This is a genomic window from Photobacterium galatheae, assembly GCF_000695255.1.
Taxonomy (GTDB): Bacteria; Pseudomonadota; Gammaproteobacteria; order Enterobacterales; family Vibrionaceae; genus Photobacterium; species Photobacterium galatheae.
This window is the reverse complement of record NZ_JMIB01000021.1, coordinates 67,422-90,043: the sequence shown is the minus strand read 5'-3', so window position 1 is coordinate 90,043 and position 22,622 is coordinate 67,422. Positions and strand designations below refer to the sequence as shown.

Below are 22,622 nucleotides of genomic sequence, written 5' to 3'. Positions count from 1 at the left end.
GTGGATGAACGGAGGTCAGATGGACAGGAAATTTGTGATTTCAGGGTTGATCTATGCCATTCTTGGGATGTGCCTTGGCATTTATATGGCGGCGTCAAAGAATCACGGCCAAATGGTGACTCATGCGCATATCATGCTTGCAGCTTTCGTGGTGTCATTTATTTACGGCTTGTGTCATCGATTATGGCTGACGAATGGCTCCGGCAGATTAGCCAAAATTCAGTTCTTGATCCATCAGGTGGGTGTTCTTGTTCTTGTGGTGGGTCTTTTTCTTTTATACGGAAATTTTATTGCTCTGGAAGTGATTGATCCTGTACTTGCACTGGCATCCATTGCGGTACTGATTGGCATGATCTTAATGACCGTGCTGTTTATCACGTCCAATAAATGAAAAAGGCGAAGCAGGTGCTTCGCCATTCCTGATGAGATGTGATTAATTCGCGGGGGCACTCTTTTGTGTCTCAGAGGTTTTTTCCTTTTTTGCCTTTTCAGCAGCTTCTTTGGCTTTGCGTTCTTCGAGCACGCGTTTTGGGGTGGATTCTTCTTTGACGCGTAAACGATAGGCCATGGCATATCCCCAACTGGACGACGGTCGGGAAAGCAGAGAATCCAGAACTTTGGCATTCACTTCATCAAATTTACCCAGGGCTTTGGCCGTTTTACCTGAGGAGGCGATTTCTTCATCGGCCGGTGTATTTACAATAATATCAGCCGCTTTCTTTAAAGCTTCGGTATAAGATTCAGGATTATTGAGGTCAAACTGAGAAATCTTCATTTTTTTCTGTAAGTACTGTGCCCAGTAATACTGAAGGTAAGGGATCGACATCGGCCGGATCAGTGGGTTCACAGTCGGATAGTCCTTATCCGGGTCACTGTAGGCAATATTTCGCAGGAAGAACACGAGCGACAGATATTTATCATGTTTTAACTGTTTCATGCCAAGGTACTGTGGAAGATCCGACGGTTTGATTTGCTCGCCACGTGTATTAAACAGCCAGATTTGCCCGGCTTGCTTCATGGCATCCCAGACTTCATCAATATCATCTCCGGCCAGATTATGAGTCACCTTCACAAGGACAGGTACACTGGTGCCCCCGTTTGGCATATCCCAGAAGGTTGAAAGGATATGATGACCAGACAGCAGGTACAGGGTTTTACCATCGGGTGCAACAAGTACAGTCGGCAGGGCTTCTTCCTGACTTCCCAGCGGTTTTTTACAGTGATAGCTTTCCAGATCGGTGGGTTTGGAATCATCATTCCAGCTTTGAATCCCTTGTCCGCCATTGGTCAGACAAAGGTCATCGAAGAGTTGCGCCGGACGGGCTTCATAGCGTCCCAGACTGGCAAATATTCTGTCATAGGCCAGCACGGGTTGTGTTGGCAGGATTTCGTCCAGTTTTACGGTCAGAACATCACCGACGTTGATGCCTTTTTTGACGTTGTCATCGCTTACAGCCTGAGAGGAAGTTTCTGAAGTTGCGTTCTCATCCTGTGCTGCGAAAGCTGGCGATGTGAATACAGAACTCAGAAAAAGGGCGAAGAAGCAGGCGATACGATGTAATCGCATGGGGACTCCTAACTAGTCATCGTTGCAAATTGAGTGTAGCAAACGGCTAATGGTTGAATGTATAAGAAATAATACTGAAGTTGAGGCGGGGGCGTATCAGATTGATGTCAAAACTGTGGCAGTTTATCCCACCATTGACCTGTTTCTTGACCACCTGAAAGAGCAAGAAACTTGGCGAGAGTGTAACCACTCCCTTCTGTCATCCCGCTTCTTTCTATCATCCCATTTTCTTCTGTCATCCTATTTTCTTTTGTCATCCCCGCGAAGGCGGGGATCCAGTGACTTTTGAGGAAGAACGACGCGGAAAATGAGGTGAAAAATGATTCTGGCAGATTACTTTCATCTTGCGCCCAGTGGATTCCCGCCTGCGCGGGAATGACATTAATTGGCTGATTTTAAATAAAAATCCCTCGATTATTTATCAAGGGATTTATGTAGGAAAGACAGGCCAGCAGCCGGGATGAATCGGTTCAGGCGAAGCGTTGTTCCAGATAACGGATAATATCGTTCGATTCATACATCCATTCAATTTGGCCATCTTCCTTCTCAATTCGCAGGCATGGCACTTTACGTCGCCCCCCACCATTGATCAGTTCTTGCTCAAATTCAGGTTGTTTGGCATCGCGCGTTTGCAGAGGTAGGGCCAGGCGTTTTGCTTGACGGCGAACCTTAACGCAAAACGGGCAGGCATCGAACTGATACAGGTGAAGCTGTTTCATTGCCTGATCGACAGTCTGTTGTTCTGCCTCGGCTCTTTTTATGGCTTTTGGGGAAAAGAGGGCATTGAGCAAAAGGATCACCCGGCCCAGAATCCAACGAATCATTTTCATTGTGTCGTACATCTCTGTGGTTCTGATTTTGAGGAGGGGATTGTATCTCAAGGGACCCGGTTGCGTCATCCAGCTTGATGGGCCAATAAAGTGGAATTTCAGGTGTCAAAGATTTGGCGATTTAGGTGGAAAATGACAAGTTCTGTTGAAGTTTTGTGTGACAGCTAAATTAGGCTTTTCTTACTGATAAATAAAATAGTTAACTTGTGCACAGTTGACATCAGCAGGCTTGAAAAATGGAGAAGAGACACTATGATCCGGGGTAGTGTTGGATGAACAAAGCAAAGCATATGGTTGTTGAGTCTGAAGGTTATCATGCGTTAATCGAGTACTTCACGGAGCACCTGAGTGTGTTTGAAGCGTCAGGTACAGATACGTGTGAAGAAACCGTAGAAAATGTTGTCACGGATCTGATCGCGACCAACCTCATGGCAGTTTTTGGCCAGAACCCGGATCTGAAACCAGATTTTCGGTTCAAAATGATGCAGGAAGCGGATGCCGTGCTGGAAGACATGTCAGAAATTCTGGGTGGCTTATGGCTGAAACACCCGGGCATTGAGCAGATTGCGTTCCTGGAAGACTATATTAGTTTGGTAAAAAACCTGTTTGACAGTGTGATCAGTGAACAGACCTCGATGGTCTGACCCACCTTCCTCTATCTGTAAAAGCCCGAGAAAAAGCAGCCGAGTGCTGCTTTTTTCTGTTAGAACAACGATCTAACGCTCAGTTCTTATTGTACTTTTTTGTCAATTGACATGATTTTGTCATATTCCCTGCGTATTTTAACGGCGGGAATAAATGAGAATATGATCACAATTGCCTGACCCGCGCAGTGCGTTTCACAGGGGCTGAAAGGTCAGCAATTCTGACGTTGACAAAGGTTCATCATGACAAAAAAGCGCTCCCATCAGACAAGGCTGTCTGTGGTGTTTTTAATACAGTCAGTTTTTCTGCTTTTGGTGACGATTGGCGGATTACTGTCATTTTTTGGTAATCAGGGGCTTCATCGCGTTTCATCACAATTTGGCTTGCTCAGCCAGCAGGCGTTACCTGTTGTTACACTGAATGCAGAAATGGTGAAAGGCTCGCTCAATTCAGCACAAAGCTTTTCGGAATTGATCAACAGTTCTTCTATCGAAAACCTGGACACCGCGCTGACATCGTTAACGGCCCATGAGCAGGGGGTTGAAGACGCAGTGGCCAAGCTGGAAAGACTGGCAACAGAAAATAACATCGGGTGGTTGTCAGAAAATGTCACAGATTTCAGACAGGATCTGGCGACATTTCATCAATCGATCGATGTTGTCTATCAGACCCAGCAGCAAATTCTTACCAACCAGACGAAATTAGAGTCTGACAAAGCCATCATGAACTACGCGATCACTTCAGTCCGCTCTGAAATGAGCCGGATTAGTATTGGGTTGTATGCCAGTGATCCCGTGGCGATGGGCCATGTGACGAATTTCATTAATCATTCGCAGGAAATGGGAACCAATATGGTTGCCTTGCTTTTTGAGAATGATCTGACGAAAGCGGAAAACCTCGCGAAAGATCTGAAGCGAACCAATTTGTCCGGTATGCAGTTTGCGTGGAAAGAGCTTAACAATGTGAATCCTGAGCTGGCAGAATATGCCAGTTTAACGGTGCCATTTGAGATGGTGCAGGGGCTCTTCTCTGAACAAGGCCAAGGTACTGAGCAAGGTCTAGTTGCGCTGAAACTGAAAACGCTCATGCTCATTGAGGAACAGTCGCAAAAAGCCAGTCAGGCGAAAGCTCAGGTCAGCCGAATCATGCAACAGCTTGAAAGGCTGGAAGATGGGGCCTGGCAGATGATGCAGCAAAGCGAGCAAGGCGTTCTGACCGCCGGAGAGAATGCTAAGTTCATCTTTGTGATCCTGAGTGCTGCGGGTTTGCTGATTGCCATCACCAGTGGTGTTTGGGTCAGTAAAACCGTGCATCGCTCATTGCAACGGTTGGATGATGTGGTGAAAGCGAACAGCCAAGGAGATCTGACAGCCATCGCGGATGAGAATGCCCCGCGTGAATTTGCGGAATTAGCCTGTTTGCTGAATCAGTCAAACCGGACGAACAGCCACGCGATGTCCCAGTTAAACAATAACAGCCAGACCCTGATGCAAGCGGCGGAACGCAGCCAAACTGCATCGGCTCAGTCACGTCAGGCCCTGACGCAACAGAGTGATCAGTTGAGTGCGATTGCTGCGGCTATCACTGAACTTGAAGCGTCTATTAAGGAAATCGCGCTCAGTACGACAGAGTCGGAAGCAGAGGCGGAAGCGGCAAATTCGCTGGCACAAGAAGGTGTGGTGATTATCGGCCGGAGTACCGACCGTTTGCAGGCGCTGGATGCGCAGTTTGCGCGTAATGAAGCCTGTATGACCTCGCTGGATGAACACGTCAATAAAATCACGGAGGTGGTTGAATTGATTAGTGCGATTGCAAACAACACCAATCTTTTAGCGTTGAATGCTGCAATTGAAGCGGCCAGAGCCGGTGATCAGGGGCGTGGTTTTGCTGTGGTGGCTGATGAAGTGCGCAAACTGGCCAGCCAGACGAGCCAGCAGACTGAATCGATTCGTCAGACGATTGAAGAGTTGCATCGGGCAGCCCGGGATGCGAACACAGCCATGCAGGAAAGCCGCAGTGAAATGACTGCGTCAATTACATTGAGTGGGGAAGTCGAGTCTGCGATTCACAGTATTCAGGGGGCGATTGCCCGAATCACGGATAAAGTCATCACCATTTCTGCAGCAACGCAGCAACAGGAAAATGCCTCTGTTGAGGTCGGCCGCAGTGTCGAGGCTGTTGCGGCTCAGGCAAATCTGAACAACCAGCAATTATCGACACTGGTTGAAGAAGCAGGAAAAGTCGCCGAAATCGCCCGTGAGCAACGACAAATGCTCAAGCGTTATCAGGTTCTGGAAAATCAATCGTAGAAACCTTCCTGAGTGCCTTGTCACCGGATAAGCAACGCCAGTAGAATGCTGGCGTTTTTTAATTCCGGATAATCCTGCTATGCGTATACACGCTGTTCATCGCCTTTACGACGCCCGTCTCGCGCGTTCGACCCGTCCGTTTCTGGCCCGGGGTGGTAAGGTCGCACGCTGTAAGTTCTGTATGCTTCGAGAGCATCTTTGTATTTGCGAGCTCAAACCACAGCTTGAATCAGCAGCTGCCTTCATGTTGATTATGTATGATGATGAAGTGCTCAAGCCCAGTAACACAGGCCGTTTGATTGCCGATTTGTTTCCCGATACTTTTGCCTATATCTGGTCCCGTACTGAGCCTGATCCGGCCATGCTTGAGGTTCTTGCTGATCCGCAATGGCAGCCTTACGTCATTTTTCCGGCAGAGTATGGTGAACCTGAGCGTGTGGCTGAGAAAGTGACGCTGGCACCAGGAAAACGTCCTTTGTTCATTCTGTTAGATGGGAGCTGGGCGGAAGCCAAGAAGATGTTCCGAAAAAGTCCGTATCTCAATCATTTTCCTATGCTGTCCATTACGCCGGCGTCTCGGTCCCGCTATCAGGTTCGGGAAGCGGTGAAAGACAATCAGTTGGGGACTGCCGAGGTCGCTGCCCGCATCGTGGACGTTTTGGGTGAGCAGGAGAATGCCAGAATTCTGGACCTCTGGTTTGATGTATTTCGGGAAAGTTATCTGGCAGGTAAGCTGAATCGCCCATTACCCGAGAATTCAGCAATCCAGCGGTTACAGCAGGAATTTCAGCTGGAAGTGGCGGTGTAGCCATTTTTGTCTCTGCTTGCATCACTTACTTTCATTAAATGTGCTCTGACAATGATTGATAGGTTACTAAATACGGCTTGTATCACAGTCTGTAGACCCGGATGTATGGATAATTTTCACAGCGTAAAATAATGGAGACAACGATGTATTACGGCTTCGATGTTGGAGGAACCAAAATTGAATTTGGTGCTTTTAACGAACAATTGGAACGTGTTGCAACGGAACGCGTTGCGACACCCGGCGATGATTACGAAGCGTTAATTGATACGCTGGTGGCACTGATTAAAAAAGCCGATCAAACCTTTGGTTGTGAAGGACACGTTGGTATTGGTATTCCCGGCATGGAAGATGCGGAAGATGGTACGGTACTGACGTCAAATATTCCTGCTGCCAAAGGTCGTCATCTGCGTCGGGATTTGGAAAGCCGTCTTGGCCGAAGTGTCAGTATTGATAACGACGCCAACTGCTTTGCTTTGTCTGAAGCCTGGGATGAAGCGTTACGTGATGAGCCATCCGTACTGGGTCTGATTCTGGGTACAGGATTCGGCGGTGGTCTGGTGTTCAACGGCAAAGTATTCTCCGGGAAAAACCATGTGGCCGGTGAACTGGGTCATACTCGTCTGCCAATCGATGCCTGGTTCCATCTGGGCGAAAAAGCACCGCTGTTCACCTGTGGTTGCGATAACAAAGGTTGTATTGATAACTACCTGTCAGGCCGTGGCTTTGAGCAGTTATACAGCCATTACTATGGCGAAAAAGTGCCGGCAATTGAGATCATTCAGCATTTCCACCAAGGAGAAGCGAAAGCCGTTGAACACGTGGAGCGGTTTGTTGAGCTGCTGGCGATTTGTCTGGGTGGCTTGCTGACTGGTCTTGACCCGCACGTGGTTGTGCTGGGCGGTGGTTTGTCGAATTTCGATTACTTGTATGAAGCCTTGCCGAAGCGTTTGCCAAAACATCTGTTGTCTGTGGCACGTGTACCGAAAATCATCAAAGCCAAACATGGCGATGCGGGTGGTGTTCGCGGCGCAGCCTTCCTGAATATTGAAACAGCCTGATTCTGTCTGAATCGTTTGAAAGCACCCGGGCAGGTGCTTTTTTATTGGCAAGTTGAACAAAGCAGGGATAAAATCCCTGCTTTTTCGTATTCAGGGCGGCGAAATGGCGTTTTCCGGGTTAGGGCTTCAGGCCGAAATTTTATCTGCAATTACTCAGCAAGGGTTCACTGAGCCGACGCCGGTGCAGCAACGGGCGATTCCGGCAGTCCTTGCCGGCAAGGATGTGCTGGCAGCAGCGCAGACCGGGACAGGGAAAACAGCTGCTTATGGTTTGCCTCTGCTGCAAAAAATGCTGGAACAACCTGAGATATCTCAGGGGGAAAGCCATGCCGCACCTGTCCGCGCCTTAATTCTGACGCCGACCCGGGAACTGGCACAACAGGTGCAGGATAATCTGGCTGCTTACGCAGATGGGCTATCGCTGACGTCAGTGGCTGTCTATGGCGGCACCAGTATGAGTGTGCAGACCAAAGCCCTGAAAGCAAGACCAGACATCGTGGTTGCCACGCCGGGACGGTTGCTGGATCATGCGCATGTGGGCAACCTTGATCTCAGCCAGGTGTGCTATCTGGTGTTTGATGAAGCCGATCGAATGCTGGACATGGGCTTCAAGGAAGAGATTCAGCGGATTCTGAAACGCATGAAAGCACCGCGTCAGACGCTGCTGTTTTCTGCGACGTTCTCGAAAGCCGTGAAAGATCTGGCTTACAGAATGATGAAAGAACCTGAAGTCATTGAAGTCACACCAGCGAACACCACCGCAGAAACCGTCAAACAAATTGTTTATCCGGTTGATAAACATCGTAAAGCTGAGTTGCTCGCTTATCTGATTGGTTCCCGGAACTGGGATCAGGTGCTGGTGTTTACCAAAACCAAACAAGGTTCTGATGCATTGGTCAAAGAATTGAAACTGGATGGTATCAAGGCGGCATCGATCAATGGGGATAAAAGTCAGGGTGCCAGACAGCGGGCTTTAGATGATTTCAAGTCAGGCCAGATCCGCGCGTTAATTGCGACTGATGTTGCAGCACGTGGCCTGGATATTGAACAGTTGTCTTATGTGGTGAACTTCGATCTGCCATTTCAGGCCGAGGATTACGTGCACCGCATTGGGCGGACGGGACGCGCAGGCAGTGAAGGGCTGGCAGTGTCGCTGATAAGTCTAGATGAAGAGTGGGCGCTCAAAGCCATTGAAAATTTGCTGGATACCCGCTTGCCTCAGGAATGGCTGGCCGGCTATGAACCGGATCCATCGATTGCACCCCCCGAACATGCACCGAAAGGACGCTCGGCGGATAAACGCCGCATGAAGAAGCAGCTCAAAGTCCATCAGGGCCGGGGCAAGCGCTCAACAAGACGTTAAGCAGAGCTTCGGTGACGCTGAAACCTGAAACCTGCAACCTGCAACCTGAAACCTGAAAGAAGAAAGCCACTCGATTTGAGTGGCTTTTTGCATTGATTGAAGCATTTTGTTCTGGGGCGTTGTGAGTGTTGATGATGACTCAATCTACAGCAGGCGGCCAGTGAATTGAAAACATGACTTTTCCCTCAGCGCTCAGAGCAATGACTCAAAACGTGAGAACAACAATGATTGATATCCTGGCACACTTGCAAAAAATGGGTGTTGAAATCGAGCGGCCATCAAAGCCTGATTTTAGCGAACCGACGATGCCTCAAAATGCTTACAATGTGGTCAAACAGTATCAGAAATCGATCGACTTTGACTTATCCATACAGTTTAAGCCGCAATATGCCACTGGATTGGAAGGCGATTCTCAAACACTCCCACTTGAGTCTTTATGGGGAATCGAAGCGGGTGATGACAATATTGAACAAGCCAATGAGACGTTAAACTGTTTAGACGCAGATCCAGACCTGTATTCAATTGGCCTGTGTTATGGCAGTCACCACATTTGTATTTCTAATGCGTATCCCGGTGTTTATCTTTATACAAATGGTATCGAAGATCCTGTGTTCAAACTCTTTGAGAACATTGATGATTTTTTCAGAGCCTTAGCAGTTGAAGAAGATGAGCCGATGGATGATCCACGTTTAGGAACGGTGAAAGTTAATCTCAGATTTTAATCGACAACAAAAGCTGATATGGAAGTTTTGGAAACAGATGACTTTAGAAGACGTTTTACGCAACATCCAGAAATTGGATCCAGAACATACCATTTACGTTCAGGGAAATTGGGGACCCGATGCTCAAGCGACTGTTTGTTCAGAACCAGAAGATGGTCAAGCTCCTCCTGAGTTTACATATTTTTTAGAAGTTTTTCTTGTTCAGGAACTCATGGAAGATGCACCGCGCTTATCGGTTCAAAGCCTGATAGAGTATGCTATCCATGATGCATAAGTGATCTGTTGATTTTCAATGAGTTTTTTCTATCTCGAACCCGAAGTTGCGGGTGAGTTGGGGGCAGCGACGTCAATGGACGCCAGTGTTCATCCTCCAGTCGTCAGTCGATTCGCATATCGGTTTGAGTCGTGGCTGGGTGATGCTTTCTTAGAAGCATTCCCTTGTTTCATCGCCACGTGCGCTTTGGCAGATACGTTGGTCATGAACGAATTCAGTGGATTCACCATTGAGCACGTCACAGTATCCAGTTCGGACGAGTTTAAAGCGTTACAACCCGGCATGAAGCTTCCGGATTTTGTCTGGCTAAAAATAACAGGGATCGCTGGCAATGATGACTTTGGCCTTGCCGCAGACTTTCGCTTAGTGGTGAGTGAGCATGTGTTGCATGTACTGAAAAGTTTCAACCTGGAGAATGCAGATATTGAAGCATTTTGATAAAGACACCCTCTCAGAATATACCCGGTCAGACTTCATAGAATTACTGGCTCGGATTTGCAGGGCGGATGCCAGCACCGAAGCAGAGTTGAATAAATTCGTGGATCATTTTGAAAAAATCGCACAGCATCCGGATGGTTCAGACTTGATTGATTACCCTGAAAGTTCTGCTGACGGCACACCAGAACGGATCACGGAAATTGTTCAACAATGGCGGCAATCACAGGGCTTACCTTGCTTTAAAGCATAATCGGTTTGTAACCCCGGATAAATGATGAAACCCGCCACTCGGCGGGTTAATTGGATGTAGATACAGCGTTATTTCACACCGGTACAATGATCAATCGCATTTTGCATGATTTCTCTGGCGCTTTGCTCGCAAGGCGGCAGTGCCGCATCAGACTGGGCGATTGGTGTGACACGTTGCCCCCATCGAATAATGCTGGCACCCCAGGTCAGGCCCGCCCCGAATGCGGCAGACAGAATGGTATTTCCTGGTTTGATGAACCCTTGCTCGACAGCTTCACACAGTGCAATTGGCACGGTGGCCGCAGAGGTGTTGCCATAACGATGAATGTTCACAAAAGCTTTTTCTAACGGAATTCCTGTGTGATCGCAGAGCGCTTCAATAATACGTTTGTTGGCCTGATGAGGAATCACAACATCAATATCCTCTTTACTTAGTCCTGTCCGCTCCAGCACAGTGCTGGCGGCAGAGCCCATGCCGCGAACGGCGCGACGGAAAATTTCGCGACCAACAAAATTGAACGTAAAGTGGCCCGGATCCGGGTTAAAACGATCCATGGATGTCCCGAAATCAGGAATCGCCAGCACATCGCGGCCTTCAGAATCGCAGCCCAGTTGTGACTCCTGAAGGCCGGTTTTTTCTTCCGTTCGGCTCAGGACGACAGCGCCGGCCCCATCGCCGAAGAGCACTGCTGTATCTCGTTTGCTCCAGTCAATCAGCCAGGACAATCGCTCAGCACCAATCACCAGTGCATGACGGTAATTCCCCAGCTGGAGCAGGCGCGTTGCAGTTTCCAGACTATACAGAAAGCCGGTACATGCCGCATTGATATCAAATGCGGCAGCCTGTTGTGCGCCCAGTTCACGGGCAACTTTAGAAGCAATGTTCGGCAGCAGGGTGTCTGGAGAACAGGTGGCAATAATGATCAAATCAAGGTCACTGGCATTCAGACCTGCCGCCGCAAGCGCGTGTGCGCCTGCAACTTCTGCCATTTTCGAGGTATCGACATGACTGATACGACGTTCCTGGATACCGGTACGCGTTTGAATCCATTCATCATTGGTCTCGACAAACTGGCTGAGTTCATCATTGGTCAGTACAGCGGGAGGGAGGCACTTGCCCCAACCGGTAATTTCAGCGTGGTACATAGCGATTCTCTGTTTTGGTTATATTTTCAGGCAATTGGTAAGCCTGATTATGAAGTTGGGTATCTTTTCTGCACGAAAATGCAGGAACATCGTTGAAATAGTCCACATTCAGTTTGTTATCTTACTCCAAGCACTGGGTGACTCCAAGCAATCAGGCCAGAGATTTGTGCTCGTAATCAAAGCGATAGCATTTACGTGCTTTGTCTGTCATGCATAATGAAATGAATGAAATTATCAGTAGGAATTCTGAAGTCATGATACGCGTGGGAACCATTGGCACAAACTGGATCACGGACAGCTTTATTGAGGCTGTGCTGCAAACCGGAAAATTGAATCCGGCAGCGGTTTATTCAAGAACGATGGAGCAGGCAGAGCAATTTGCCAGAAAACACGGCATCAAACATTGCTTTGATCAGCTTGACGACATGGCAAACAGCGATCTGATTGATGCAGTCTATATTGCCAGTCCGAATGCGCTGCATGCGGCTCAGGCGGAGCTGTTTATCCGGGCTGGGAAGCATGTCATTGTCGAGAAGCCGATGGCCTCAAATCTTGAGGAAGTCGAAAAACTGATCGCATTAGCGAAGGCGCACAATGTTGTCTTGTTTGAAGCGCTGAAAACAACCTATCACCCCAATTTTGTCGTGATTCGAAATAGTCTGAATAAAATTGGCCGCTTGCGTAAAGCCTATTTTAATTTTTGTCAGTATTCATCCCGTTATGACAAATATCTCAATGGTGAAAATCCAAACACATTTAATCCTGAATTTTCGAACGGATCACTGATGGATATTGGGGTATACCCATTGAGTGTCGCCATTGCGCTGTTCGGAGAGCCGATGAGTTTTACCGCGCAAGGAACCCTGTTGGATTCTGGCGTTGATGGACACGGCACACTTGTTTTGCATTACGGCGATTTTGATGCGGTGATCAGTCACTCGAAAGTCAGTGACAGTCAGCTACCAAGCGAGCTTCAGGGCGAGCAGGGCACGCTGGTGATTGATGCGATCGCAGAATGCAACAAGGTGGTGATCTATCGTAAAGATGAACCTGAGGTGACGTTGTCACGATTTCAGGCAAAGAATACGATGCAGTATGAAGCCGCAGCCTTTGCTCGTTTCATCGAAGAAAAAACATATGATCATTCAGGGTTGGAACGTAGCCGTATTGTCCATACTGTGATGACCAAAGCCAGGGAAATGATTGGGGTTCGTTATCCTGCGGATGAATAGCTGTCGGGTAAAAAAAGGTGGCCATCCGGCCACCGGAGATAAAAGAGATTGGCACTGATATTCTGAAGAGTAGGATATTTTGACGATCCGGCACGGATGTGCCGGTGATAACATCCTCGGGTAGATTGTTATTATCTGGAAATCGATTTACCAGAACAGGTAAGCCACAGCGGTCAGGAATGCAATGGAGACGAGGTTCAGATAAATACCTGCGCGCATCATTTCTTTTTGCTTGATATGTCCTGAACCAAAGACAATGGCGTTTGGCGGTGTGGCGACTGGCAGCATGAAGGCACAAGACGCAGAGACACCAATCAAGACAGCCAGCAGAACCGGTGACACCCCAAGTGCTTCTGCAACCGATGCGAAAACAGGGACCAGCAGTGCCGCACTGGCTGTGTTACTGGCGAATTCAGTCAGGAAGACCACGAAAGCAGCAATGACCAGAATTGTGAACAGCATGCCGGTCTGGTCAAGGAAGCCGCTCAGGCTATTGGCCATGAAGACACTGGTGCCTGTTTGTTTCAAGACGTTGCTCAGGCAGATACCACCACCAAACAGCAGCAATACACCCCAGTCTGTGGTTTTCTCAATTTGCTTCCATTCCACAACCCGCGACGCACCCAGCAATGCAATGGCAAACAGTGCAACCAGGGTATCAAACTTACTCAGTCCGCCCAGCATGGCGTTGATTGGTTTACTGAAAATCCACAGGCAGACCGTGAGCGCGAAAATCGCCAGGGTGATTTTTTTACCATTGGTCCATTCAACCGGTTTGTGATCCAGTTCGAAGGTATGGTTCAAATCCGGCTTCAGCAGGAAGTAAAGAGCAGCAACCGCGAGTGGTAGCATGACAATCGTCACAGGCAGACCAAACATCATCCAGTCTGTAAAGCTCAGACCCACTTCTGCTGCGGCAATTGCGTTTGGCGGGCTACCGACCAGTGTTGCAATGCCACCAATACTGGCACAGTAAGCAACACCCAGTAAGACGAAGACATAGGTATTGCGCTGGTTTTTGGCGTCGACCTTCGCCAGTACACCCAGCACCAGTGGCAACATCATGGCAGCAGTGGCGGTGTTACTGATCCACATCGACAGGCCAGCCGTCACACCGAACAGCATGAACACCGCGATGGACATTTTACCTTTTGCCAAGAGCAGTACTTTATCGGCGATGGCTTTATCCAGCTCTTGTGTACGAAGTGCTGCGGCCAGCGCAAAACCACCCAGGAAAAGGAAAATAATCGGGTTGGCGAAGTTCCCCAGAGCCACTTGTGTGTTAAAGACTCCAAAACCTACGGCAAGCAGGGGAACAAGCAGCGCTGTGATACTGACATGAATCGCTTCTGTCAGCCATAAAACAGCGACGAAAGCGAGAATACTTAATCCTACTGCAACATTTTTATCAACGGGGAGCGTATTGAGCAGAACAAAAAAGAGGGCGATGTCTGCGAGCAGAATCAGGCTGTTCCGATCAAACAGCCACTGTTTCAGTGTGAGTGCTAAGGCTGTCATAGAGGTTCCTTCAGATTGACTGTTGTTATCATATATTGGCTTTTCACGAAGCGAATTTGTGATCACTTTGTGTTGTCGGTGTGAAATGTTGCATTTTTTTTATCGCTTGTTAACGCGTTTGTGGCATCTGAAGTCAGCAGAGGAAACTTTTGTGAGGTGGTGTTTTACGAATGTGTGGGAATCCACCCACTATTGGTAAAGTTATCGGTATGAGCGCCGGTCTGTGTGCGTCAGCAAAACAAACCTTGTGATGAGTCAGATGATGTGAAAAGGGGTCTTAAGTTTTGGTGCGGGTGTCATTTCTAGCCGCTGACGAGTGGCGGCTAAATGGGGTTCAATCTTGCATTCATTCTTACCGAAGGGGAGGCAGGACAGGGGCGGGTGATGCCGGTTCTTGCTGAGGCTCTGCAAAAGGTGGCCGACTGAAAATAGGCTCTTTCGGGCCGGGGAAGCGTGGGCGTTCGTCCAGAATGTATAAATCCAGCCAGGCTTTCACTCTTGCAAAGACTTCCCTTAACCTGATTTTGAAACCGGCCAGTCCGTGCGGTTGTGGTACAGCAAGACAGATTGCATCGATGTTCTTGTGGGCAGCAATAAAGAGGGCACGCTCACAATGGAATTGCTGCGTGATGACGGTAATACTGTTGGCTTCAAACACATCTTTGGCGCGCATAATGGAATCAAGCGTCCGAAAACCAGCGTAATCGAGGACGATCGCTTCATCGGGAATGCTGGCTTTGAGCAGATCACGTTTCATGGTCCAGGGCTCATTGTAAGAACGGTGTGCATTATCGCCGCTGAGCAACAAAATTTGGATTTTCTTCTCGCGATACAGCCGGACGGCGGCATCCATTCTGAAGTTGTAATAAGGGTTGAGGTTGTGGGCAATGTATTTACTGGTTCCCAGCACCAGACCGACCGTTCGGGCAGGCACTTGCGTTGTCTCTGTATAGATACGATCAGCCGTTGATGCTGCGACCCATCGGTCGAGTATCAGAAACAGTCCGAACAGAATGATCAGAAAAATAGCTGCATATCGCAGAAATGAACGCAGCTTCATCGTTGTCTACAATGCATAAATCACCTCAATTGATTTGATTAAGTGTACCTTAATCCGTTGATAATGTTGTGTAAAAATCTGGTCATAGATGAGGTTGTTTTGACTGTATTGTTGAGCGAATGAACAAAAAAAACCCGCCAACGGCGGGTTTTCATCAAGCATACAGTGTATTCATCAGAATGATGTGCGTTTGTAACGGCGGTAGCCAGATTCCCAGAAGTTCGTTTCAATCTTTTCCTTGATACGTTCATCTGTGTTCTTTGGTGCCTTGCCTTGCGCAACGGCTTTCTTCGCCACGGCAAATGCAATATGGCGAGAGACATTCTGAATGTCTTCCAACGGCGGAAGCAGTGCACCTGTGCCGTTAATGGCCAGCGGAGAGCACTCAGCCAGCGCGCGGCTACTTTCCATCAGCATTTCATCAGTGACACGGCGTGCGCCGACGGCCAATACACCCAATCCGATCCCCGGGAAGATGTAACTGTTATTACACTGAGCAATCGGGTAGGTTTTACCGTGATATACGACAGGCTCAAACGGAGAACCGGTGGCCACCAGCGCCTGACCATCTGTCCAGCGGATGATATCTGCAGGCATGGCTTCAACACGGCTGGTTGGGTTTGACAGTGGGAAAATGATCGGACGTTCACAGTGTTTGTGCATTTCACGAATCACGTCTTCACTGAACAGGCCCGGTACGCCAGACACACCAATCAGAATGTTTGGTTTGCCATTACGCATGACATCCAGCAGGGAAATGTTGTTGTCGTCGGTTTCCCACTCGCTCACACTCTGACGGGTCTGAACCAGCTTCTTCTGGAAATTAACCAGATTTGGCATGTCGTCCAGCAACAGGCCCCAGCGATCCACCATAAAGACCTGGCTGCGCGCTTGTGTCTCAGAAATACCTTCAGACACCATTTGTGCAATGATGGCTTCTGCAATCCCGCAGCCAGCAGAGCCTGCACCCAGGAAGGTGACACGTTGCTCAGAGAGTTTGCTGCCAGCCGCTTTACATGCCGCCAGCAGAGAGCCGACAGTGACGGCAGCCGTGCCTTGAATGTCATCATTGAAGCAGCAGACTTTGTTTTTGTAGCGCTCCAGCAGCGGCATGGCATTCTTTTGCGCGAAATCTTCAAACTGGATCAGTGCATCTGGCCAGCGGCGTTTGACTGCCTGAATGAATTCATCCACAAAGTCTTCGTATTCTTTACCGGTAATTCGGGTATGACGCCAGCCCATGTACATCGGGTCAGACAGACGCTGCGGGTTGTTTGTTCCTACATCCAGAACCACAGGCAGGGTATAGGCCGGGCTGATCCCACCACAGGCGGTATACAGCGACAGTTTACCGATTGGGATGCCCATGCCACCAATGCCCTGATCACCCAAACCAAGAATGCGTTCACCATCAGTGACCACGATCACTTTCACATTGTGTCGGGAGGCATTGTTGAGCATATCTTCAATGCGGTCACGATTCGGGTAAGAGATAAACAGACCACGGCCACGGCGATAAATGTTGGAGAAATTCTCACAAGCGGCGCCAACGGTTGGGGTGTAGATGATTGGCATCATCTCCGTGATGTGATTTTCAACCAAGCGGTAAAACAGGGTCTCATTGGTATCCTGAATGTTTCGCAGATAGATATGTTTGTCCATATCATTATCAAATTTCAGGTATTGCTGGTAGGCACGCTCTGCCTGTTCTTCAATCGTTTCAATGGCTTCAGGCAGCAGGCCTTCCAGGTTGAAGAACATTCTTTCTTCGACGGAGAACGCACTTCCTTTGTTCAGGAGAGGAGTTTCTAGCAGGGCCGGACCGGCGTAGGGGATATAAAGGGGTCTTTTATCGTCTTTCATGTAATAGACTCTGTTTTCGGCTGAAATTTTGGTATTTCTTTTTATTGAGGGGCACATCGTAGTCTTAACAACCACTAGATTCAAAGAGAATATTCAAAAATATTGTTAAAATGATCAACATTTTCAACTTTTGTTGAACAAATCATGGCGTAGCTCAAAAAAGTCCATGATGCAGGATAAAAGTTTAATATTAGTGATAATTATGGTGTTTATTACCGCGTAATCGGTAATTATGATCATTACTGAACGCTATTGGTAAAGTTATCAGAAACATGTTCTGTGATGACTGAGCGCCGCAGCCAATCTTCTGTCATGTTCTAAGCGGTTATTCAGAAGCACCAGCCTGTGCCGATAATTTGGCTTTGATAAATGTCGCGTGGTCAACATAGATGAGCTCAGCCACCTGCCGGATCACCGCTTCTTCAAGCGGATCTAAAATGCCGTCTGCAAACGCAACCTGCCACATGGCTTCAATCAGACGATACCGGTCTTCCGCCGATAAGGAGCGGAGCTTACTGGTGAATTCGTAAACAGAGACCGATTGTTCACTCTGGATCTGAGCTTCATGGAGCAGTGCCCTGGCCTGAAGATCATCGGTTTCGAGCAATTTCATCAGTAGGTGGACTTTTGCGGTTTCTTCGTTGGGATCTCGGCTGTGGTCCGCATTGGCAACTTCACAGAGTAACGATGCGATTGCAAGATGAAGTGCAGGCGTATCAACAGCACCATCATCACTGCCATCATTCATGATCTGACGAAAGAGAACGCGTAACTGATGGAACATAGGGATTACCTTTTCAACAACTCATGCTTTTATCATTGCAGCTGCCAGAGAAAAAATGCAAGAGATTGTTGGTTTTCATCATTAAGCTGGCCTGATGAACGCCGAAGTATGTGTTAGAATCGCGCCAGTTTTATGAAGAGCATGTTCAGGTTACTTTTTGTTTTCTTTGCCTGAACGATCTACTGATACAAGCAGGAATTCACTTGACTCAGTCTACAACGCCTCAATCTGAGCGAACAGAGGTTCGCAACAGTGAAAAAACATTAAAAGCCGCTATTCGAGATTGCCTGATCCGGGATCGATTCCGCTTGCTCAAACGCGTGCAGGGTGCGGCAAAAATTAAGAACGAACAGGCGCGTCACGCCGTATTTGATGAAATTGCGATGGACATTGCGCGCTCAATGCAGGCTGTCGAGATCCGTCGCAACAGTTGTCCAACGATTACTTATCCGGAACAGTTACCGGTCAGCCAGAAAAAAGACGATATCGCGAACGCCATTCGTGAGAATCAGGTTGTGATTGTGGCCGGTGAGACGGGTTCGGGTAAAACCACTCAGCTCCCAAAAATCTGTCTGGAATTAGGTTTGGGAACCACAGGCACCATCGGTCATACGCAGCCAAGACGTCTGGCGGCCCGCTCTGTGGCGAACCGTATTGCTGAGGAACTGGGCTGTGAAATGGGCTCAACCGTTGGTTATAAGGTTCGATTTAACGATCAGGTTTCTGAGAAAACTCAGGTTAAACTGATGACCGACGGTATCTTGCTGGCTGAAATTCAGAATGATAAGTACCTGAATCAGTACGATACTATCATCATCGATGAAGCCCACGAACGCAGCCTGAACATCGATTTTATTCTGGGTTATCTGAAAAATCTGTTGCCGAAACGCCCGGATCTGAAAGTGATCATTACCTCGGCTACGATTGATCCTGAACGATTTTCCAAGCACTTCAACAATGCACCAATTGTTGAAGTTTCCGGCCGGACCTACCCGGTTGAAGTCCGTTACCGTCCCATGATGGATGACAGTGACGACAGCGAACGGGATCAACTTCAGGCGATTTTTGATGCCGTGGATGAGCTGTGTGATGAGGGGATGGGCGATATCCTGATCTTCATGAACGGGGAGCGGGAAATTCGTGATACCGCGGATGCACTGAGTAAGCGCAACCTGAAACATACAGAAATTGTTCCGCTGTACGCACGACTGTCAGCCAGCGAGCAAAATCGGGTGTTCCAGTCCCATAGCGGTCGTCGGATCGTGCTGTCGACCAACGTGGCTGAAACGTCGCTGACCGTGCCTGGGATCAAGTATGTGATTGACCCGGGGACAGCCCGGATCAGCCGGTATAGTTACCGGACAAAAGTGCAGCGTCTGCCGATTGAGCCGGTCTCGCAGGCCAGTGCGAACCAGCGAAAAGGCCGATGTGGCCGGGTCGCGGCGGGTGTTTGTATTCGTCTGTACTCAGAAGATGATTTTGTGTCTCGTCCGGAGTTTACCGATCCGGAAATTCTTCGTACCAATCTGGCATCCGTTATTCTGCAAATGACTGCAATCGGGCTGGGAGATATTCAGGCCTTCCCGTTTGTTGAGCCGCCAGATAACCGCAATATTCAGGATGGCGTTCGCCTGCTGGAAGAATTGGGCGCCATTAACCCGAACGCCAAAGATCCGCGTAAGCGTCTCACGGAAGTGGGTCGTCAGCTCGCGAAACTGCCGATTGACCCGCGTCTGGCAAGGATGGTTCTGGAAGCGCCGAAGCAGGGTGCTTTACAGGAAGTAATGATCATTGCGTCTGCGCTGTCGATTCAGGATCCCCGGGAGCGTCCTCTGGAGAAGCAACAGGCTTCCGATGAAAAACATCGCCGTTTCTATGATAAAGATTCTGATTTTCTGACCTTTGTGAACTTGTGGGATTACATCAAAGAACAGCAGAAAGCGATGTCGGGTAACCAGTTCCGGAAACAGTGTAAAAAGGATTATCTGAACTATTTGCGTGTTCGTGAATGGCAGGATATTTACTTTCAGGTGCACCAGGTGGTGCGCGAACTGAAATTGCGTCATAACGACGAGCCAGCCAGCTATCCGGCCGTTCATACGGCCTTGCTGGCGGGGATGCTGTCGCATATCGGTCAGAAAGATCAGGAAAAGAATGAGTATCAGGGTGCGCGGAATGCTCGGTTTAATATCTTCCCGGGTTCCGGCATTTTTAAGAAACAACCGAAGTGGGTCATGGTGGCTGAGCTGGTTGAAACCTCGAAACTTTGGGGCCGTATTGCAGCCAAAATTCAACCGGAGTGGATTGAGCCGCTGGCGCAGCACCTGATCAAACGCAGCTACAGTGAACCGCACTGGGAGAAAAAGCAGGCTTCCGTTCAGGCCTTTGAGAAAGTCAGTCTGTACGGTATTCCAATCGTCCCGAAGCGTAAGGTGAATTACGGCAAGATTGATCCGGTGATCAGCCGCGAGATTTTCATCCGTTCTGCATTGGTTGAAGGGGATTGGGAGACCAAGCACAAGTTCTTCCATCAGAACCGTCAACTGCTTCGTGAAGTTGAAGAACTGGAGCATAAGTCCCGTCGCCGCGACATCTTGATTGATGACGACGCACTGTATGAATTTTATGACCAGCGTGTTGAACATACAGTGGTTTCAGGACGCCATTTTGATACCTGGTGGAAAGAAGCATCACGTCAAGACAAGGAACTGTTGAACTTTGAACGCGACATGCTGTTCAGGGGCGATGCAAGTCACGTGACGGAGCTGGATTATCCGAACTTCTGGCATCAGGGTAGCTTAAAGCTGAAACTGAGTTATCAGTTTGAACCGGGCGAGAATAACGATGGGGTGACCGTGCATTTACCATTACCGGTTCTGAATCAGGTTGAGCCAGATGGTTTCGACTGGCAGATTCCGGGGCTTCGTCATGAGCTGGTGGTTGCGTTGATTAAGTCATTGTCGAAAACATTACGGCGTAACTTTGTGCCGGCACCAAACTATGCCGATGCTGTTTTGGCTCGTGTTCAGTCCATGTCGGTACCGTTGTTAGATGCACTGGAAAAAGAGCTGAAACGGATCACCGGCGTTACCGTGTTGCGTGAAGACTGGAATCTGGAGCAAGTGCCAGAGCATCTGAAGATCACTTTCCGGGCTGTGGACCACCGCAACCGGAAGTTGCGTGAAAGCAAGGATCTGTTTGCGCTCAAAGATAGCCTGAAAGAAAAGGTTCAGGAAACGCTGTCTCAGGTCGCTGATGATGATATTGAACAGAATGGTTTGACGACCTGGAGTTTCGGTGCCTTACCCGAACGGTATCAACAAAAGCGCGGCGGATTTGAAGTCAAAGCTTATCCGGCTATTATTGATAACAAGGACTCTGTCGGTATCAAGCTGTTTGAAACGGAAGAAGAGCAGCGGACCGCGATGCAGCAGGGACAGCGACGTCTGATACTGTTGAATGTGCCGTCACCCATTAAGTATCTGCACGAAAATCTGCCAAACAAGTCGAAACTGGGTCTTTACTTCAACCCTTATGGGCGGGTCATGGATTTAATTGATGACTGTATCGCTTGTGGGGTGGATAAGCTGATTGAAGAGAAAGGGGGGCTGGTCTGGGACGTTGAAGCGTTTGAAGCGTTGAAAGAGCATATCCGGGCCGAACTGGGAGATACAGTTGTTGATATTGCCAAGCAGGTTGAAGCGATACTGACCACAGCTTTCAATATTCAAAAGAAATTGAAAGGGAAGATCGATTTCACCATGGCATTTGCTTTGTCTGACATCAAAGCACAGATCGAAGGCTTAATCTTTAAGGGATTTGCGACAGAGTGTGGCTGGCGTCGTTTACCGGATATCCTTCGATACATGAAGGCGATTGAGCGCAGAATGGAGAAACTGCCTATCGATCCGAATAAAGACAGAATGCATATATTAAAGATTGAATCAGTGGCGAACGATTATAAAGAGCTACTGAATAAGATCCCGAAAGGTCAGCCCATTCCAGAGAAGGTGAAAGAGATTCGCTGGATGATCGAGGAATTGCGAGTGAGTTATTTTGCTCAGCAATTAGGGACGCCTTATCCTGTTTCGGATAAGCGGGTCCGGAATGCTATTTCTGAATGCTGATGACATTCTTCATATAAACTTTATTGCGGCTTTCATATCAATAAATAGATGGCGAGTGACAAACTCGCCACTTTTATTTTGGCTGTTTTTTAACCAGATTTATTTTTTTTGTAAATTAAGATAAATAAAACCTCAATCTTCTTTCGCGACTACACTGCAAAACGGTTTTGAAAGAATCAAGCGATGCATTTGAATCGAATCTTACCAAATGATTGATATAAAACTAAATGGACGTCGTTTTGGAGTCATTACTCTTTGTTTTTCAGGTCAAGATAATGACAATAAAAATTAAACGCCTGTTACAGTTTCATTTATTTTTTATCAATACTTATTGAGAGGTGAAAAATTATCAAGGCTCGCTTTTGTCTTGATTTCATTGATTTTTAAATTGTCTACTTTCTCAATTACAGGTTTTTACATCACACCCTCTTATCGTACGCAAAAATGCCTATTATCACTTATCGTTATTTAGACAATTTAAATTCTGTTTTCTACAATTCAGTACGCTATGTATGACGTGAGAAATCTCAGAAAATAATAGTGGATGTCACGATTGCCATTCATGGGATAAAGCTCCTCCCATACTTCTTTTTCACTAGTCTGTCAGTTGGCGCATTGTTGTTTGTATG

The 22,622-nt window shown here is 48.1% G+C and carries 20 protein-coding genes; 12 read left to right on the top strand and 8 right to left on the bottom strand.

Features of this window, described 5'->3' with window-relative positions; all coding sequences use genetic code 11:
* The first annotated feature begins 19 nt into the window (after positions 1-19).
* Complete coding sequence (locus EA58_RS10245; RefSeq protein ID WP_036752109.1) at positions 20-391, top strand: hypothetical protein; 372 nt, start codon at positions 20-22, stop codon at positions 389-391.
* A gap of 42 nt (positions 392-433) precedes the next feature.
* Here EA58_RS10245 and EA58_RS10240 read toward each other — a convergent pair whose 3' ends face one another.
* The 3 genes from EA58_RS10240 to EA58_RS10235 form a co-directional block, all read right to left on the bottom strand.
* The gene (locus EA58_RS10240) at positions 434-1,567 is read right to left on the bottom strand and encodes a ParB/Srx family N-terminal domain-containing protein (protein ID WP_051642010.1); all 1,134 of its coding nucleotides are present in this window, start codon (positions 1,565-1,567) and stop codon (positions 434-436) included.
* Positions 1,568-1,674: 107 nt separating this feature from the next.
* Positions 1,675-1,806: a hypothetical protein gene (locus tag EA58_RS22130; protein ID WP_268748944.1), complete on the bottom strand. Its 132-nt coding sequence runs from the start codon at positions 1,804-1,806 to the stop codon at positions 1,675-1,677.
* A gap of 231 nt (positions 1,807-2,037) precedes the next feature.
* Entirely contained in the window at positions 2,038-2,397 is a 360-nt protein-coding gene (locus EA58_RS10235) for a glutaredoxin family protein (protein ID WP_036752474.1), read from the bottom strand.
* Positions 2,398-2,687: 290 nt separating this feature from the next.
* Between EA58_RS10235 and EA58_RS10230 the strand changes: the two genes are divergently transcribed.
* The 9 genes from EA58_RS10230 (at position 2,688) to EA58_RS10190 (ending at position 10,264) form a co-directional block, all read left to right on the top strand.
* A complete protein-coding gene (locus EA58_RS10230) occupies positions 2,688-3,041 on the top strand; it encodes a DUF3802 family protein (RefSeq protein ID WP_036752471.1) in 354 nt (117 codons plus the stop codon).
* A gap of 243 nt (positions 3,042-3,284) precedes the next feature.
* Positions 3,285-5,351 carry a methyl-accepting chemotaxis protein gene (locus tag EA58_RS10225; RefSeq protein WP_036752107.1) on the top strand — a complete coding sequence of 689 codons (2,067 nt, stop codon included), beginning with the start codon at positions 3,285-3,287 and terminating at the stop codon, positions 5,349-5,351.
* Between the two features lie 79 nt (positions 5,352-5,430).
* Complete coding sequence (locus EA58_RS10220) at positions 5,431-6,159, top strand: tRNA-uridine aminocarboxypropyltransferase (RefSeq protein WP_036752104.1); 729 nt, start codon at positions 5,431-5,433, stop codon at positions 6,157-6,159.
* Between the two features lie 143 nt (positions 6,160-6,302).
* Positions 6,303-7,217, top strand: coding sequence for an N-acetylglucosamine kinase (nagK, locus tag EA58_RS10215; protein ID WP_036752101.1), 915 nt, complete (start codon positions 6,303-6,305; stop codon positions 7,215-7,217).
* Positions 7,218-7,320: 103 nt separating this feature from the next.
* The gene (locus EA58_RS10210; RefSeq protein WP_036752098.1) at positions 7,321-8,580 is read left to right on the top strand and encodes a DEAD/DEAH box helicase; all 1,260 of its coding nucleotides are present in this window, start codon (positions 7,321-7,323) and stop codon (positions 8,578-8,580) included.
* A gap of 224 nt (positions 8,581-8,804) precedes the next feature.
* Positions 8,805-9,302: a hypothetical protein gene (locus tag EA58_RS10205; protein ID WP_036752095.1), complete on the top strand. Its 498-nt coding sequence runs from the start codon at positions 8,805-8,807 to the stop codon at positions 9,300-9,302.
* Between the two features lie 37 nt (positions 9,303-9,339).
* Positions 9,340-9,576 (top strand): hypothetical protein, encoded by a 237-nt coding sequence (locus EA58_RS10200; protein WP_036752092.1) that lies wholly within the window; start codon positions 9,340-9,342, stop codon positions 9,574-9,576.
* Between the two features lie 18 nt (positions 9,577-9,594).
* Entirely contained in the window at positions 9,595-10,014 is a 420-nt protein-coding gene (locus EA58_RS10195; protein WP_036752090.1) for a hypothetical protein, read from the top strand.
* The gene (locus EA58_RS10190; RefSeq protein ID WP_412177942.1) at positions 10,001-10,264 is read left to right on the top strand and encodes a bacteriocin immunity protein; all 264 of its coding nucleotides are present in this window, start codon (positions 10,001-10,003) and stop codon (positions 10,262-10,264) included. The genes EA58_RS10195 and EA58_RS10190 overlap by 14 nt, the downstream gene beginning before the upstream one ends.
* A gap of 68 nt (positions 10,265-10,332) precedes the next feature.
* On the opposite strand, the gene EA58_RS10185 is transcribed toward EA58_RS10190, so the two are convergent.
* Complete coding sequence (locus EA58_RS10185; RefSeq protein ID WP_200872176.1) at positions 10,333-11,415, bottom strand: ketoacyl-ACP synthase III; 1,083 nt, start codon at positions 11,413-11,415, stop codon at positions 10,333-10,335.
* A 248-nt stretch (positions 11,416-11,663) separates the two neighbouring features.
* Between EA58_RS10185 and EA58_RS10180 the strand changes: the two genes are divergently transcribed.
* Positions 11,664-12,641 (top strand): Gfo/Idh/MocA family protein, encoded by a 978-nt coding sequence (locus EA58_RS10180; protein ID WP_036752469.1) that lies wholly within the window; start codon positions 11,664-11,666, stop codon positions 12,639-12,641.
* 147 nt (positions 12,642-12,788) lie between these two features.
* Here the strand turns inward: EA58_RS10180 and EA58_RS10175 are convergent, their stop codons facing one another.
* From EA58_RS10175 to EA58_RS10160, 4 genes are all read right to left on the bottom strand, one after another.
* The gene (locus EA58_RS10175) at positions 12,789-14,159 is read right to left on the bottom strand and encodes an SLC13 family permease (protein WP_036752082.1); all 1,371 of its coding nucleotides are present in this window, start codon (positions 14,157-14,159) and stop codon (positions 12,789-12,791) included.
* 352 nt (positions 14,160-14,511) lie between these two features.
* A complete protein-coding gene (locus EA58_RS10170; RefSeq protein ID WP_081819619.1) occupies positions 14,512-15,219 on the bottom strand; it encodes a SanA/YdcF family protein in 708 nt (235 codons plus the stop codon).
* Positions 15,220-15,393: 174 nt separating this feature from the next.
* The gene (locus tag EA58_RS10165; protein ID WP_036752080.1) at positions 15,394-17,082 is read right to left on the bottom strand and encodes an NAD-dependent malic enzyme; all 1,689 of its coding nucleotides are present in this window, start codon (positions 17,080-17,082) and stop codon (positions 15,394-15,396) included.
* 325 nt (positions 17,083-17,407) lie between these two features.
* A complete protein-coding gene (locus EA58_RS10160) occupies positions 17,408-17,866 on the bottom strand; it encodes a tellurite resistance TerB family protein (protein WP_036752077.1) in 459 nt (152 codons plus the stop codon).
* Positions 17,867-18,069: 203 nt separating this feature from the next.
* Between EA58_RS10160 and hrpA the strand changes: the two genes are divergently transcribed.
* Complete coding sequence (gene hrpA / locus EA58_RS10155) at positions 18,070-21,993, top strand: ATP-dependent RNA helicase HrpA (protein WP_081819628.1); 3,924 nt, start codon at positions 18,070-18,072, stop codon at positions 21,991-21,993.
* Positions 21,994-22,622: the final 629 nt, after the last annotated feature.

Excerpts from the sequence above, each read along its gene's own strand:
- EA58_RS10245 (WP_036752109.1), top strand. The coding sequence starts at position 20 with ATGGACAGGAAATTTGTGATTTCAGGGTTGATCTATGCCATTCTTGGG.
- EA58_RS10220 (WP_036752104.1), top strand. The coding sequence starts at position 5,431 with ATGCGTATACACGCTGTTCATCGCCTTTACGACGCCCGTCTCGCGCGT.
- EA58_RS10175 (WP_036752082.1), bottom strand. The coding sequence starts at position 14,159 with ATGACAGCCTTAGCACTCACACTGAAACAGTGGCTGTTTGATCGGAAC.
- EA58_RS10160 (WP_036752077.1), bottom strand. The coding sequence starts at position 17,866 with ATGTTCCATCAGTTACGCGTTCTCTTTCGTCAGATCATGAATGATGGC.
- EA58_RS10240 (WP_051642010.1), bottom strand. The coding sequence starts at position 1,567 with ATGCGATTACATCGTATCGCCTGCTTCTTCGCCCTTTTTCTGAGTTCT.
- EA58_RS10205 (WP_036752095.1), top strand. The coding sequence starts at position 8,805 with ATGATTGATATCCTGGCACACTTGCAAAAAATGGGTGTTGAAATCGAG.
- EA58_RS10195 (WP_036752090.1), top strand. The coding sequence starts at position 9,595 with ATGAGTTTTTTCTATCTCGAACCCGAAGTTGCGGGTGAGTTGGGGGCA.
- EA58_RS10200 (WP_036752092.1), top strand. The coding sequence starts at position 9,340 with ATGACTTTAGAAGACGTTTTACGCAACATCCAGAAATTGGATCCAGAA.
- EA58_RS10170 (WP_081819619.1), bottom strand. The coding sequence starts at position 15,219 with ATGAAGCTGCGTTCATTTCTGCGATATGCAGCTATTTTTCTGATCATT.
- nagK (WP_036752101.1), top strand. The coding sequence starts at position 6,303 with ATGTATTACGGCTTCGATGTTGGAGGAACCAAAATTGAATTTGGTGCT.
- EA58_RS10210 (WP_036752098.1), top strand. The coding sequence starts at position 7,321 with ATGGCGTTTTCCGGGTTAGGGCTTCAGGCCGAAATTTTATCTGCAATT.
- EA58_RS10235 (WP_036752474.1), bottom strand. The coding sequence starts at position 2,397 with ATGAAAATGATTCGTTGGATTCTGGGCCGGGTGATCCTTTTGCTCAAT.
- EA58_RS10165 (WP_036752080.1), bottom strand. The coding sequence starts at position 17,082 with ATGAAAGACGATAAAAGACCCCTTTATATCCCCTACGCCGGTCCGGCC.
- EA58_RS22130 (WP_268748944.1), bottom strand. The coding sequence starts at position 1,806 with ATGACAGAAGAAAATGGGATGATAGAAAGAAGCGGGATGACAGAAGGG.
- EA58_RS10180 (WP_036752469.1), top strand. The coding sequence starts at position 11,664 with ATGATACGCGTGGGAACCATTGGCACAAACTGGATCACGGACAGCTTT.
- EA58_RS10225 (WP_036752107.1), top strand. The coding sequence starts at position 3,285 with ATGACAAAAAAGCGCTCCCATCAGACAAGGCTGTCTGTGGTGTTTTTA.
- EA58_RS10230 (WP_036752471.1), top strand. The coding sequence starts at position 2,688 with ATGGTTGTTGAGTCTGAAGGTTATCATGCGTTAATCGAGTACTTCACG.